The 14,083-nt window shown below is 42.0% G+C and carries 17 protein-coding genes; 10 read left to right on the top strand and 7 right to left on the bottom strand.

The genetic code is table 11. The features are described from left to right. Positions 1-36: 36 nt before the first annotated feature. Positions 37-477, bottom strand: coding sequence for a MarR family winged helix-turn-helix transcriptional regulator (locus E0H87_RS06050; protein WP_131322773.1), 441 nt, complete (start codon positions 475-477; stop codon positions 37-39). Positions 478-734: 257 nt separating this feature from the next. Between E0H87_RS06050 and E0H87_RS06045 the strand changes: the two genes are divergently transcribed. After that, positions 735-923 (top strand): hypothetical protein, encoded by a 189-nt coding sequence (locus E0H87_RS06045; protein ID WP_131322772.1) that lies wholly within the window; start codon positions 735-737, stop codon positions 921-923. Between the two features lie 8 nt (positions 924-931). Here the strand turns inward: E0H87_RS06045 and ptsP are convergent, their stop codons facing one another. Both ptsP and E0H87_RS06035 read right to left on the bottom strand, forming a co-directional pair. Next, complete coding sequence (ptsP, locus tag E0H87_RS06040; RefSeq protein ID WP_131322771.1) at positions 932-3,229, bottom strand: phosphoenolpyruvate--protein phosphotransferase; 2,298 nt, start codon at positions 3,227-3,229, stop codon at positions 932-934. 84 nt (positions 3,230-3,313) lie between these two features. Next, positions 3,314-3,796 carry an RNA pyrophosphohydrolase gene (locus E0H87_RS06035; protein ID WP_131322770.1) on the bottom strand — a complete coding sequence of 161 codons (483 nt, stop codon included), beginning with the start codon at positions 3,794-3,796 and terminating at the stop codon, positions 3,314-3,316. Positions 3,797-3,978: 182 nt separating this feature from the next. On the opposite strand from E0H87_RS06035, the gene E0H87_RS06030 reads away from it, so the two are divergent. From E0H87_RS06030 to E0H87_RS06020, 3 genes are all read left to right on the top strand, one after another. Beyond that, positions 3,979-4,632, top strand: coding sequence for an HAD family hydrolase (locus tag E0H87_RS06030; protein WP_131322769.1), 654 nt, complete (start codon positions 3,979-3,981; stop codon positions 4,630-4,632). A gap of 151 nt (positions 4,633-4,783) precedes the next feature. Next, positions 4,784-5,032: a DUF2789 family protein gene (locus E0H87_RS06025; RefSeq protein ID WP_131322768.1), complete on the top strand. Its 249-nt coding sequence runs from the start codon at positions 4,784-4,786 to the stop codon at positions 5,030-5,032. Between the two features lie 70 nt (positions 5,033-5,102). After that, a complete protein-coding gene (locus tag E0H87_RS06020; protein WP_131322767.1) occupies positions 5,103-5,609 on the top strand; it encodes a DUF2628 domain-containing protein in 507 nt (168 codons plus the stop codon). Between the two features lie 71 nt (positions 5,610-5,680). Here the strand turns inward: E0H87_RS06020 and E0H87_RS06015 are convergent, their stop codons facing one another. Both E0H87_RS06015 and E0H87_RS06010 read right to left on the bottom strand, forming a co-directional pair. Further along, complete coding sequence (locus tag E0H87_RS06015) at positions 5,681-6,538, bottom strand: LysR family transcriptional regulator (RefSeq protein ID WP_131322766.1); 858 nt, start codon at positions 6,536-6,538, stop codon at positions 5,681-5,683. A gap of 123 nt (positions 6,539-6,661) precedes the next feature. Next, positions 6,662-6,904: a DUF2061 domain-containing protein gene (locus E0H87_RS06010; protein WP_131322765.1), complete on the bottom strand. Its 243-nt coding sequence runs from the start codon at positions 6,902-6,904 to the stop codon at positions 6,662-6,664. Between the two features lie 227 nt (positions 6,905-7,131). Between E0H87_RS06010 and leuC the strand changes: the two genes are divergently transcribed. The 5 genes from leuC to E0H87_RS05985 all read left to right on the top strand — a co-directional run bounded on the left by leuC (position 7,132) and on the right by E0H87_RS05985 (position 11,702). Then, positions 7,132-8,550 carry a 3-isopropylmalate dehydratase large subunit gene (leuC, locus tag E0H87_RS06005; protein ID WP_131322764.1) on the top strand — a complete coding sequence of 473 codons (1,419 nt, stop codon included), beginning with the start codon at positions 7,132-7,134 and terminating at the stop codon, positions 8,548-8,550. Positions 8,551-8,571: 21 nt separating this feature from the next. After that, positions 8,572-9,222, top strand: coding sequence for a 3-isopropylmalate dehydratase small subunit (leuD, locus tag E0H87_RS06000; RefSeq protein WP_131322763.1), 651 nt, complete (start codon positions 8,572-8,574; stop codon positions 9,220-9,222). Positions 9,223-9,322: 100 nt separating this feature from the next. Beyond that, positions 9,323-9,886 (top strand): hypothetical protein, encoded by a 564-nt coding sequence (locus E0H87_RS05995; protein ID WP_131322762.1) that lies wholly within the window; start codon positions 9,323-9,325, stop codon positions 9,884-9,886. 42 nt (positions 9,887-9,928) lie between these two features. Next, positions 9,929-11,008: a 3-isopropylmalate dehydrogenase gene (gene leuB / locus E0H87_RS05990; protein WP_131322761.1), complete on the top strand. Its 1,080-nt coding sequence runs from the start codon at positions 9,929-9,931 to the stop codon at positions 11,006-11,008. A gap of 322 nt (positions 11,009-11,330) precedes the next feature. Next, entirely contained in the window at positions 11,331-11,702 is a 372-nt protein-coding gene (locus E0H87_RS05985) for a lysozyme inhibitor LprI family protein (RefSeq protein ID WP_131322760.1), read from the top strand. Between the two features lie 66 nt (positions 11,703-11,768). On the opposite strand, the gene infA is transcribed toward E0H87_RS05985, so the two are convergent. Then, on the bottom strand, positions 11,769-11,990 hold the full coding sequence (infA, locus tag E0H87_RS05980) for a translation initiation factor IF-1 (RefSeq protein ID WP_001284370.1): 222 nt from the start codon (positions 11,988-11,990) through the stop codon (positions 11,769-11,771). Positions 11,991-12,219: 229 nt separating this feature from the next. On the opposite strand from infA, the gene E0H87_RS05975 reads away from it, so the two are divergent. Beyond that, on the top strand, positions 12,220-13,227 hold the full coding sequence (locus E0H87_RS05975; RefSeq protein WP_131322759.1) for an AraC family transcriptional regulator: 1,008 nt from the start codon (positions 12,220-12,222) through the stop codon (positions 13,225-13,227). A 54-nt stretch (positions 13,228-13,281) separates the two neighbouring features. On the opposite strand, the gene truA is transcribed toward E0H87_RS05975, so the two are convergent. Next, positions 13,282-14,079, bottom strand: a complete 798-nt coding sequence (gene truA / locus E0H87_RS05970) for a tRNA pseudouridine(38-40) synthase TruA (RefSeq protein ID WP_131322758.1) — start codon at positions 14,077-14,079, stop codon at positions 13,282-13,284. Positions 14,080-14,083 lie beyond the last annotated feature (4 nt).

Here is a 14,083-nt window from a genome sequence, read left to right as displayed (position 1 = left end):
TATTACATTTCAATCTGATTTTGATCCATTTTTGCTTCATTGCTCTTTTAATTGAGCACGTAAGCGATTGAGTTCTTCACGCAACTGACTGACTTGATCTGGGGCACATTGAATAGCGGTCAGAATTTGTTCAGGAATTGGCATAACCGCTTGTTTTAAAGCCTGTCCGCGACTGGTCAAAGAAATCAATACCCGTCGTTCATCTTCAACTGAGCGTTTGCGCTCAATAAACCCTAAACTTTCTAGTCGTTTTAATAAGGGGGTGAGGGTGGAAGATTCTAAAAAAATTCGTTGCCCAATCTCAGAGACAGTGAGCTGATCTTGTTCCCATAAAATCAACATGACCAAATATTGTGGATAGGTAATTCCATGCGGTTGCAATAATTTTCGATAGTATTGATTCAGCGCAAGATGAGTCGAATATAAAGCAAAACAAAGTTGATTATCGAGCTTTAATAACTCCTCTTGGTTTGACATTAGGCTGTACCGATCTGTGAAATGACTTCTATTATAACTTTAAGCCCAGATTGCTTATACCCCAATCTGTACATTCAGTGTCTACCTAAAATCTGGGAGAGCAAATGGATATTGTACTGCGCAGGGATTGGGGTCAGGGGAGAACATGACATTCAATATCGGCTGTGATTTGCTTGTAAAATAAACAAAAAGGCGTATTATTATTTTCCTGCTGTACAAGTAGAAAATTGAAAACTGTATTTAAAAGGTGGAACAGAATGGCCAAGAAGAAAGCTGAGCCAAAAGTCGTGATTCACAACTTTGTGGCAAAACACATGCATGAAGTCAACCAAAGCCAGGTTTTTGTGGATCGAAAGAAAAATGCAAAACGAGGTTATAGCAAACATAAGCAAGGGCGATATTCCGAAGATTATCGCCCTTTTTTATTGCTGTTCTGTGCAGCATGAAGGATGTGTTAAACCCCCACAATACGGGTACTTGATTTCACCATATCGGCTAAACCATGGGTTTTGAAATAATATTCCATCCAGCTTTTGATCATGAGTGGATTGCTCATTTTTAAAACACGATCCAGTTGTTCTTTGGCATCAGACATTGGGACATGACAAATCGCTTTGCGTACACGCAAGATGTTACTTGAACTCATTGATAGCGTATTAAAGCCCATTGCCATGAGCAGGACGGCAGAGAGTGGATCGCCCGCCATTTCACCACAAATACTGATGGGCTTATTGTACTTATGACATTCTTGAACCAAACGCGTGAGCGCTCTTAAAATTGAAGGATGAAAGTGTGAGTAGACATTGGCAACGCGTGGATTATTACGATCAACTGCCAATAAATATTGGGTTAAGTCATTTGAACCCACCGAGAAGAAATCGACCAACTCGGCAAATTCTTCAATTTGTAGCAGTACACTTGGCACTTCAACCATTATGCCAATTTTCGGCTTATTGATTTTTACCTGTTCTTCTTCTTGCACGGCTTGCCAGTCACGATCGAGTAAGTACAGAGCTTCTTCGACTTCACTGACACTGGTCACCATCGGCAATAAAATATGCAGATTATTTAGCCCAATGCTGGCTTTGAGCATGGCGCGAATTTGTGAAGAAAAAATTTCAGGATGATCTAAGGTAAAACGGATACCTCGCCAGCCCAAAGCAGAGTTTTCTTCTTCAATCGAGAAATAGGGTAAATCTTTATCCGCACCAATATCGAGAGTACGCATGACCACGGGCTTGTTGGCAAAGTGGCTGAGCTGCTGGCGGTAGATGGCACGTTGTTCCTCTTCCCCAGGGAAGCGATCACGTAGCATAAAGGGAATTTCAGAGCGATATAAACCCACGCCTTTGGCGCCACGTTGTACACCACGCACGACATCAATCATCAGACCTGTATTCACATAAAGAGGCACAGCAACGCCATCAGGCGTAATCGCATCTTTGGTCTCATATTGTTTGAGATCTTTGGCAATTTGCTCTTCTTCTTTTTGAATTTCTTTATAGCGAGTACGTAAACGACGTGGCGGATTAATAAATACTCGACCTTGATGTGCATCGACGATCATCTCAGCATCATCAAGGGTATTAATTGGCAGTTCAGTCACCCCAACCACGGTTGGAATTCCCAGTGCACGTGCCACAATAACCATGTGTGAATTCATGGCCCCTTCGCTGGTCACGATGGCAGCAATTTTGTCGACAGGCAATTCAACCAATGCAGCGGTCGAAATTTCTTCACCAATTAAGATGCTTTCATCCGTCAGTTCACGGTGGCTAGAATCGGCTTCTTGTAAAAATGCCAAAATACGGCGACCTAAATCTTTCAGGTCGGCTACCCGTTCACGTAAATAGTCATCTTCCATTTGTGCAAATAGCGCAATATGGTTTTCAATCACAATACGCACGGCACCTTGTGCCCAGTTACCATCACGAATTTCCGATTTAATTTCAGCAGGCAGGGCATTTTCATCCAACATACGCAAGAATACGCTAAATAATGCTCGTTCTTCTGCCATCAAAGCATCTTGCATTTTATCATCTAGCGATTGAATTTCTTCTCGAACAGCCTTGAGTGCGCTATCCAGCAAAGCCAATTCTTCACTAATGTCATCTGCTTCGCGGTCTGGTACTGCCGATAAATCGGCTGGAGGATATAAAATGACTGCACGACCTAAGGCAATTCCCCCCGAACCTGACACCCCTTGGAAGGTTTTGTAAGCAGGTAGATTGTTGGGTTTACGGAATACATCGATATTGCCGACGGCATGAGCGTGCGCGATTACGCCTGAAAGCTGCGCACAGAGTGTGACCAGAAAGGATTCAGCCGCTTCACTAAAATCTTGTTTATCTTTATTTTGAACAACCAACACACCCATCACTTTACGGCGGTACATGACAGGTACGCCAAGGAAAGAGTTATAAATTTCTTCCCCTGTTTCGGGTAGGTACATAAAGCGTTCATGTTTGGGTGCATCGTCTAGGTTGACAATTTCTTCACGTTGTCCTACCAGACCGACTAACCCTTCACCTGTATGTAAAGACACATGTCCGACAGATTCAGGATTTAGACCTTTAGAGGCCATGAGCAGGTAACGTTGGTTACGTTCATCTAAAAGGTAGATCGAGCAGACATCGACGTGCATCGCTTCGGCGACTTGATTGACCATAATGTCGAGTGATTCGTGCATACTGGTGGACGCATTGATTTCTTGCACAATACGTCTAAGGGTATCCAGTTGCATGTTCGACATAGAGTCTGCTCCCAAAAAAAAGTGTAAATTAGTTTTATTTATATCAATAGTGTCTTAAAAAATCTGCATATTTATACAATTTTTTTAAGGTTTTTTCATGGGTAATTGATTGCACAATTCCACCATGGCTTTACGGTAGACATCTCGCTTGAAATTCACCACCTGACCCAATGGATACCAATAGCTCACCCATTGCCATTGGTCGAACTCAGGTGGATCGGACAAATTCAATTGAATATGCTGTACCGAAGCGGTTAACTTGAGTAAAAACCACTTTTGTTTTTGACCTATACACACGGGGTCTGAATCCGTACGTATATACCGATGTGGCAAACGATAGCGCAACCACCCTTTAGTTTGCGCTATGATTTCGACGTGTTCGGGCAGTAAGCCAACTTCTTCTCTCAGCTCACGATAAAGTGCCTGTTCGGGGGTTTCTCCATATTGGATACCTCCTTGTGGAAATTGCCAAGCATTGTGTCCAATGCGTTTTGCCCATAAAACCTGTCCAAAGTCGTTTGCCAAAATGATCCCGACATTGGGTCGGAAACCTTCAGAGTCGATCATTTGGCTACCTAAATTTTGTGTAATATTGAGGCTTCGTGTTCGGGGATTGTTATTTCTTTACCCAACTCGAACCAAAACAAAGCTAAAATGTTAAAATTGCTATGATCTTAACGAATTTCTATCGACTAGCGGTGATAGATTTACAATTTTTTTCTTAAATTTCAGTTTTTACGAGTATTTTCATGAAATTGGCGCTATTTGATCTCGATCACACCTTACTGAATACCGATTCAGATCATTCTTGGGGAGAGTTTTTAGTCAATGAAGGACTGGTTGACCCCATCCGCCATCGTCAAATGAACGACAAATTTTATGAAGACTATAAGGCTGGGCAATTAGACCCGATTGCCTACAATGAATTTGTATTTGAATTTTTGACCCAGCATGACAACCAGTATTTGACCGAATTACATGACTTGTTCATGCAGAAAGTGATTCGTCCGCAAATGCGTCCTGAGGGTTTCGCTGCTATTGAAAAGCATCGTGAAGCAGGCCATGCCTTAGTGGGTATTACTGCGACATCAGATTTTATTACTGCACCGATTTTTCGTGAATTTGGTATTACTGAAATTATTGCCACCAATGCCGAAGTGGTTGATGGAAAGTACACAGGTAAAGTGATTAATATTCCTTGCTACCAAAAAGGTAAATTGGCGCGTTTAGATTTATGGTTGGCGGGCCGTGAAGTTAAAGAGTCTTGGGCTTACTCAGATTCAATCAATGATCGTTTTCTGTTGGAATATGCAGACCATGCTATTGCGGTGAATCCAGATGATCGTCTAGAAGTTTTGGCCAAAGAACAAGGTTGGGCTATTCAAGATTGGTCAATTGCTTAAATCATTATCATCAGACATTGATGCTAAACAGCAGGGGTTGACTGAAATCTGCCTCTGCTTTTTTTGTATCAATGTTAAAGATATTTAACAGTTTTAAGCTGTTTGAGTTGCTATGCTGATTTAGAAAATAAGAAAACTGAAGGACATGAGCATGAATCAAGTTCGACCACGAATGACATATTTATTTGAACAACTCGGTTTAGATGCGAGTGAAGACGCAATTGCGTTATTTATAGTAACCCATCAACTCAATGCACAGACCCATATTGTACAGGCAGATTATTGGAGCGAAGCGCAACGGCAATTTTTAGAAGAAAAAATTCAGTCTGATGGAGAGTGGGCGATTGTCGTGGATCAGTTGAATGAATCGTTACATGAAGAGTCGGTGATTAAAAAATAAATTACCGCATAGCTGTGGCGATTTAAAGTGTTTGTGCCACCTAATAAATAACTAAATTAAGAAGAAAAATATGACTTTAGATCAACAATCGGTTCCGCCCTTAGCGTTCTTAGAAAATTCGGCTTCCATGAATCAACTGGAGCAAGATCGTGCCGTGTTTGTCGGTGCAAAATATCAAGCTTATTATCAACAACAATTTGACAGAATTACCCCAAAGAGACAGTATGCAGGCTTTAATATTGCGGCCTTTTTCTTCGGCGTGATTTGGTTGTTTTATCGAAAAATGTATAGCTATGGCTTTCTGGCGATTGGTTTAATTGTCATGATCGGAGTAATTGAAACACTTTTAGATATTAATGGTTTGGGTTCAACGGTGGGCTTGAGTATCGCATTCGGGGTATTTGGCAATACTTTGTATAAGCAGCATGTTGATAAGCAAATTGCCAAGATACGACAGCATGTCAATGCTGACTTCACGGTTGAACTTGAACGTCGAGGGGGAACCAGTTTCGTCGCTGGTTTAATCCCATTCCCTCTACTGATTGTGTTCGGATTGTACTTGGGCTGGTTGAGCTGAAAATCATAAGTTTCTAAGCTGGAACGAAGCTAAAAAAACCACCCTTGAGGTGGTTTTTATTATTTCCAAGCTTATTTCATCATTTCAATCAGTTCTAACACTGCTTTTGACTGGGTACGCCCAGGGTGCCAAACCATACCCAATTGACGGTTCATCTCAAAATTAATATCGAGTTGCTGTAAATCTTGATTGAGCAAGGTTTGTGGTAGTACTGACCAGCCCAGACCAATTGAAACCAACATCCGAATAGATTCAAGTGGATTATTGCTCATGGTAATTTTCGGTTTTAGACCCTGCTTTTCGAATTCTGCCAAGGTAATTTGGCTGGTATAGGTTTGGGCAGAGGGTAATAAACTTGGATAGGCAATTAAATCTTCCAGTTTCAGGTTTTTCTTTTGTGCCAAAGGGTGAAAGGGGGCTGCAACAAACACCAGAGGATCATTCCAAATGGTGACATAATTGAGTCGATGATCACCTTGCGGAGGTAAAGTAAGAAAAGCCAGTTCTAAATCACCTGCAAGGACTTGCTCGTGTGCTTGTTCGGAGTCGACAAAATGTACATCTAAGGTGACTTGTGGAAATTGTTGTACATAATGACGTAAATGATGTGGCAGATGATGCAGACCAATATGGTGACTGGTGCCAATCTTGAGTTTACCTTGTACCTGCCCTTGTTCATGGCTCAGGGTATGGTGAATATCGCCAAGTTCATTTAACCAGTTTTTTACTTTCGGCAATAAAGAATGTGCAGCATGGGTCGCTTGAACGCCACGTCCTGCCGATTCAAATAATTTCACCCCAAAATAATCTTCTAAGCTATGAATACGTTTGGTGACCGCAGGTTGGGTAATAAACAGTTGGTCCGCTGCCAAAGAAATTGAACCTGTTTCCATGACTTTTACAAATGCTTCAAAGGCAGCCAGATTCATAGGAATAATCCATAAAGTTTTTTTATATGTTAAGTATTATTTAGAAACTTTTAGAATTTATCAAATAAAAAAAGCACCCGTAGTCCGAGTGCAAAGAGGGAAGCGCGCTCAAGTTGATGTTAATTAGGCTGAATTTTCTTGAGCTAATGTGTTTTGATCGTCATTTTTATCCCAGACTTTTTCATGGAAGAAAAAGGCAAATGCTTGAACCGTTGGTTCGAGTAAACTTAAAGTGATTGCCATGATCAGGCTACCTGTCACAAAGTATCCGACCAACATCGCGACACTGATATGCATCATGTAGTAACTAAAGGTTTTCTTCAAAGTGCGTTGATTGTTTTGAACAAAGTGATAAAGATGTGCCATAAGTCGGGTCTTGAGCTGCGGAATATGTTTAAATGATAATGATATTTATTTGATCTGTAAAAACGAATATATTTTTAAAATTAATCGAATAATTAGATGATAAGTCGAGATTTAAATTATTCCAAAAAGTTTTTAAATTTATAAAAATGATAAATTAGATTTATATTATTTCAGCGTTATAATCACCTAAAGTAAAGCAATTACCCAGTTCTATGGAGCGCGTCGACATGGCAGGCAAAACCTTATATGACAAATTGTGGGATGACCACTTAGTAAAACAACGTGATGATGGTTCGTGCTTACTTTATATCGACCGTCATTTATTACATGAAGTGACTTCACCGCAAGCCTTTGAAGGTTTACAGCTTGCAGGACGTCAACCTTGGCGTTTAAGTGCCAATGTCGCGACTCCTGATCATAACGTACCGACGTCAAAGAAAGAACGTGAGCAAGGTATTGCAGGGATTGAAGATGATACTTCCCGGATTCAAGTGCAAACTTTGGATGATAACTGTGAAGCCTTTAATATTGTTGAATTTAAAATTAATGATATCCGTCAAGGGATTGCACATGTCGTTGGACCCGAACAAGGTTTAACTTTGCCGGGCATGACGGTGGTATGTGGCGATTCACATACGGCAACACATGGTGCTTTTGGCTGTTTAGCACATGGGATTGGCACTTCAGAAGTTGAACATGTATTGGCAACGCAATGCTTGGTTCAGAAAAAAATGAAGAACATGTTGGTGCGTGTCGACGGGACTTTAGGGCAGGGCGTCACATCAAAAGACGTCGTGTTGGCGATCATTGGTAAAATTGGCACAGCGGGTGGTACAGGTCACGCGATTGAATTTGGCGGTCAGGTGTTCCGTGACATGTCGATCGAAGGTCGTATGACCGTGTGTAACATGGCGATTGAAGCAGGCGCACGCGTGGGTATGGTTGCTGTTGATGACAAAACCATTGCCTATGTGAAAGACCGTCCTTATGCACCAAAAGCAGAACAATGGGATGCTGCGGTTGAGTATTGGAATACTTTACATTCTGATGCCGATGCTGAATTTGATACCGTCGTGGTGTTACAAGGCGAAGAGATTGAGCCACAAGTGTCTTGGGGAACTTCTCCTGAGATGGTGATTCCAGTATCACAAGCGGTACCAACTTTGGCACAAGCGAAAGATGACGTGCAGCGCAATGACTGGACACGTGCCTATCACTACATGGGCTTAGAAGCGGGTCAAGCATTGTCAGATATTCAATTGGATCGCGTATTTATTGGTTCATGTACCAATTCACGGATTGAAGACATTCGTGCTGCGGCTGAAGTGGTGAAAGGTCGTAAAGTGGCTGCAAGCATCAAGCAAGCCATGGTGGTTCCGGGTTCTGGTTTAGTGAAAAAGCAGGCTGAAGAAGAAGGTTTAGATCAGGTCTTTCTTGAGGCAGGTTTTGAATGGCGTGAACCAGGTTGCTCAATGTGTTTGGCGATGAATGCTGATAAATTACAGCCGGGTGAACACTGTGCTTCGACTTCAAACCGAAACTTTGAAGGTCGTCAGGGCAATGGTGGTCGTACGCACTTGGTGAGTCCAGCAATGGCGGCGGCGGCGGCAATTGCAGGTCATTTTGTTGATGTTCGTACATTCTAATTGGACTAAGGGGAGCAAAACATGAAAGCTTATACCGTTGAACAAGGTATTGTTGCACCATTAGACCGTGCCAATGTCGATACAGATTTAATTATTCCAAAGCAGTTTTTAAAGTCAATTAAGCGCACAGGTTTTGGCGATAACTTATTTGATGAATTACGCTATTTAGATGAAGGCTATCCGGGACAGGACAATTCAAAACGTCCGAAAAACCCTGATTTCATCTTGAATCAACCGCGTTATCAAGGCGCTTCTGTACTCATTTCACGTGCCAATTTTGGTTGTGGTTCGAGCCGTGAGCATGCACCTTGGGCGTTGGAAGAGTATGGTTTCCGTACCGTGATCGCCCCAAGTTATGCCGATATTTTCTTTAATAACAGCTTTAAAAACGGCATGTTACCCGTTATTTTGGCTGAAGAAATTGTCGATCAGTTATTCAAAGAATGTGCTGCGACAGAAGGTTATCAATTGACGATTGATCTTGCTGCGCAAGAAGTACGTACGCCAACGGGTGAAGCATTCAAATTTGAAGTGGATCCATTTCGTAAGCATTGCTTGTTGAATGGTTTGGATGACATTGGTTTAACTTTACAAGCGCAAGATGATATCCGTGCTTATGAAGCGAAAACCAAACAATCACGACCTTGGGTTTTCCAAGAAATTCAAGGCTAAAGGTTGCATATTTAATCATGACAACACCGCCCAACTCTTGCTAACATCGAGGCATAATCAACATGATAAATGCTTTATTACGCAAGGTTGGGCTAGCAAAATGATGAAAGTTTTCGGTCAATGTGTTATTGCGGGATTGTTGTTCAGCACCCTGAGCGCATGCCAGTGGGTAGATAGTGCTCGCATTAAACAAGTGGAATATACCGAAAGCCCATCATCAAATGCTTTAATTTACTGTTCTGGAACACATAATTGTGAGTTTGAGCGGTTAGGCGATATTTTTATTGTTGATGCGCGAACTCATCGAGTAAGTTCTGAAGCTATAGATAAAGGTCTGGTGCGTTTGCAGGCAAAAACCTTGAATCAGCCGAATGCCTTGTATTTATCTGCACCAGCGAAACAACAAGAATTGGTGATTCGATTTTATCCAATTTCACCAGATCGTGCAGAAACATTACATGTAATTCATGCGTTTAAAGCCAAACAAAGTTATACCTTTAAAATGTATCGGGATCGAACTCGGCAACATGTCAGTTTATTGAATGCATCTGCTCCAGACCCATTGTGCGTAGATTTGCAGCAAGAACAAAAAACAATTCGTCGCTTTTGCAGACCCTATGACCCGCAAACAGGGTTAGGTGAGTTTGTAGAGCAAAAAATTTAATCTCTAAACAGTCCTAGTACTGATGAAATAATGGAAGTTCTCATGTCTAAACAAATTTTGATTTTGGCGGGTGATGGTATTGGTCCTGAAATTGTCAAGGCCGCAGAGCACGTACTCGATCGAGTCAATGAAAAATTTAATTTAGGTCTCACATGGGAACATGGCCTATTGGGTGGCGCAGCGATTGATGCACATGGCGAACCGTACCCAGCAGTGACTGCGGAACAAGCCAAAAAAGCTGATGCAATTTTGTTAGGTGCTGTGGGCGGTCCAAAATGGGATACGATCGAGCGCTCAATTCGTCCTGAACGTGGTTTATTAAAAATCCGTAGTGAATTAAATTTATTTGCAAATTTACGTCCAGCAATCTTGTATCCGCAATTGGCAGACGCATCGAGCTTAAAACCTGAAATCGTGGCAGGTTTGGATATCTTAATCGTACGTGAATTAACAGGTGGTATCTATTTCGGTCAGCCACGCGGTATTCGTGAACTTGAAAATGGTGAGAAGCAAGGCTTTAACACCGATGTCTATTCAGAATCAGAAATTAAGCGTATTGCGAAAGTGGCTTTTGAATTAGCTGGTTTGCGTGGTGGTAAAGTCTGTTCAGTCGATAAAGCCAATGTATTGGAAGTGACGGAGCTTTGGAAGCAAACCGTTACCGCATTAAAAGAAGAGCAATATCCTGAAATTAATTTGTCACATATGTATGTTGATAACGCTGCCATGCAATTGGTGCGTGCACCAAAGCAGTTTGATGTGATTGTAACGGGCAACTTGTTCGGTGATATCCTTTCTGATGAAGCGGCAATGTTGACAGGCTCAATTGGCATGTTGCCATCGGCATCTTTAGACGAAAATGGCAAAGGCATGTATGAACCATGTCACGGTTCGGCGCCTGATATCGCAGGTCAGAACGTGGCGAACCCATTGGCGACCATTTTATCGGTTGCCATGATGTTGCGTTATACCTTCCGTGAAGAGGCTGCTGCACAGGCCATTGAAGATGCAGTAGGACAAGTCTTGGATCAGGGCCTACGTACTGCCGATATCATGTCGGAAGGGATGAATAAAGTAGGTACAGTGGAAATGGGGCAGGCTGTGGTTGCCGTACTCGCATAATTTCTCTGTCGTGTAAAAAAACGCAGCAATTGCTGCGTTTTTTTATGGGGGAAAAGATTGGTTAAGTACAGGCGGTAAATGAACTGATGTTTTTAGAGTTGAAGTACTACGAGTTTATTCACTCAGAAGGAGATCTGAAGAACAGAGCGGTATGAATGATTATAGTGATTACTTTTTTGATGCAAGGTCAAAAGTAAATTGCTGTTTAGTGCAGTACTACGCGGGGATAAAAAAGATACAAACTTGTCTGTCTGTGAGCAATGTTCAAGTTCAGTAAAATATGCTTAGATAGACAACATAATAAAGCGATTGGGACAATTTCATGCGCAAAATCATATTGGCTTTCTTTTGTGGGGCAATAGCAACCTTCAGCTATGCAGATAACTGTGACAATGCCCGTAACACCTATGATGATATCTACTGCACCAATAAAATTTATGCCAGTGCAGATGCCGATTTGAATAAGAACTATCAACAACTACGTAAACAACTCAATGCAACACAACAAAAAACGTTGAAAAAGTCGCAATTGGCATGGATACGTCATCGTGATGCCGAATGTACCGATGATATGCAAAGTACGGTCAACGTGCAGTGTCGTTTAACGACCACACAGGATCGTAATCACTGGTTACAGGAGCGTTTACGTGAATGTCAAACAGTGGGCTGCAAAACCTCACGTTTAAGTGAATAAGTGCAAAAAATCAGAATATAAAAAAAGCCACATGATGTGGCTTTTTTTGCTTTCACTAATCAGAACTTAGCGTGCACGATAAGTGATACGACCTTTCGTGAGGTCATAAGGGGTCATTTCTACCTTCACACTGTCGCCAGTTAAAATGCGGATATAGTGTTTACGCATTTTACCAGAAATGTGGGCAATCACTTCGTGACCGTTTTCTAAACGTACACGGAACATCGTATTAGGAAGCGTTTCGGTGACAACGCCTTCGAACTCAATGAGTTCCTCTTTATTGGCCATAGCCTACCTGATGATCAAATTGGAAAGGGGCAAATTATAGTCAATTTTTTAGAAAAAATCAAGAATCAAACCCCTTGGCGTGTGTTAGCTGGCAGTAAATTAAGCGAACTGGCGGTTTCAAAAAATTCCAGAAAAATTTGACTATATATGTTGTCAGTTTGGTCAATCGCAGTTAATCTAAATTTATTGTTTTAGGTATAAATGAATCACATACAAGGAAGGTCATTGCGTGGGTCAGCTAACGGATGCATCGGTTGTACTACGATTGGGCTATCAGGCGATTCGTCGTTCAGGATTACCAACCGAAGAAATTTTAACAAAAGCAGGGGTCGCCTTAAATCAAGTTCAGGCCAACGATCGTACCCCATTAAATGCGCAGTTTGCTTTTTGGACGGCAGCCGAAGAAGTCAGTAAGGATCCTGATATCGGTTTGCATTTGGGTGAACATTTGCCTTTATATCGTGGGCAGGTGATTGAACACTTATTTATTAGTAGTGAAAATTTTGGTGAAGGTCTCAAGCGTGCTTTGGCGTATCAGCGTTTAATTAGCGATGCCTTTCATGCGCGTTTGGTGATTGAAGATGATCGTTGTTATTTGACCAATGGTGAGCAACCGTGGGCAGAAAATTTAATTAATCGTCATTTTTCTGAATGTGCCCTGTCGGGAATCTTGCGTTTCTTCAAGTTTATTACTGAAGGGCGTTTTCAGGCGCTGTATATCGACTTTAACTTTTCACAAGGTGCGCCAGATGACGAATATTTTCGTGTCTTTGAGTGCCCTGTGAGCTTGGGTCAAAAAGAAACACGGCTGTATTTTGATCCAGCGATTTTGGCTTATCCTTTATGGCAGGCGGAGCCTGAGTTATTACAACTGCATGAGCAACTGGCAATTGAAAAACTACAAGAATTAGCACGCTATGACTTGGTGGGTGAAGTGCGCCGTGCAATTGGTTCCACTTTAGAAAGTGGTGAAACCACGTTGGAAACGGTTGCTGCACATTTAAATATTACCCCGCGCCGTTTACGTACTCAACTGAGCGAAGCCAATACCAGCTTTCAGCAAATTCTTTCAGATTATCGCTGTCGTTTAGCGAAAAAACTGCTCGCAAATACCAGTGAAAGTGTAGAGCGGATTGTATATCTGACAGGGTTTTCAGAACCAAGTACGTTTTATCGTGCATTTAAGCGTTGGACCAATGAAACCCCAGTTGAATATCGCAAGCGTAAGCAACGTTAATCTAAACATTAAAAAACCTCCCATGTGGAGGTTTTTTTAATTATGTGCGCCACACTAATCAGGCATATTTAACCAATGAGGGCCTAAAGGCACTTTGGGTAAATCGAACTGCGTTGGATAGTCGGCATGAATAAAATATAAGCCATCGGGTGGGGCAGTCACGCCTGCTGCTTGCCGATCCTGTGCCGCAAAAATTTGGTCAATTTGGTCAACGTCATACATGCCTTGTCCAATTTCCAGCAAACAGCCCATAATATTACGGACCATATGGTGTAAGAAGCCATCCGCTTGAATATCCAGTACCAAATAAGCCCCATGTCGAATTAAGCGACAATGACTTACATGGCGCACAGGTTGATTGGACTGACAAGCCGCAGCGCGGAAACTCTCAAAATTATGCGTACCTTCAAACTTTTTTGCAGCCGCAATCATCTTGTCTACATCTAGTGTGTAATGAGCATGAGTCACTTGTTTATGCAATAAAGCTGGGCGTTGTGGATGGTTATAGACCACATAGCGATAACGACGTGCTTGAGCCTTGAAACGAGCATGAAATTCATGATCCATCTCCTTAATCCACTGGATGGCAATATCTTTAGGCAGTTGGCTATTGGCACCCATGAGCCAACCACGTAGAGGTCTGATTGCTTGTGTATCGAAATGAGCCACCATATTGGTTGCATGCACACCTGCATCAGTACGACCTGCACCATGCAGTGCAATAGGTTCGGCTGCAATTTTACTTAGGATGGTTTCAAGCGTTTCTTGTACGCTGATGACACCCGCTTGTTGAGTTTGCCAACCCCGATATCGCGCGCCTGAAAATTCGATGCCAATGGCAAAACGTTGCATAGAT

The sequence above is a fragment of the Acinetobacter sp. ANC 4178 genome (genome assembly GCF_004331175.1).
Classification (GTDB): Bacteria; Pseudomonadota; Gammaproteobacteria; order Pseudomonadales; family Moraxellaceae; genus Acinetobacter.
Note: the sequence above shows the minus strand (reverse complement) of the source record. Positions and strands in the feature narration are given on the sequence as shown.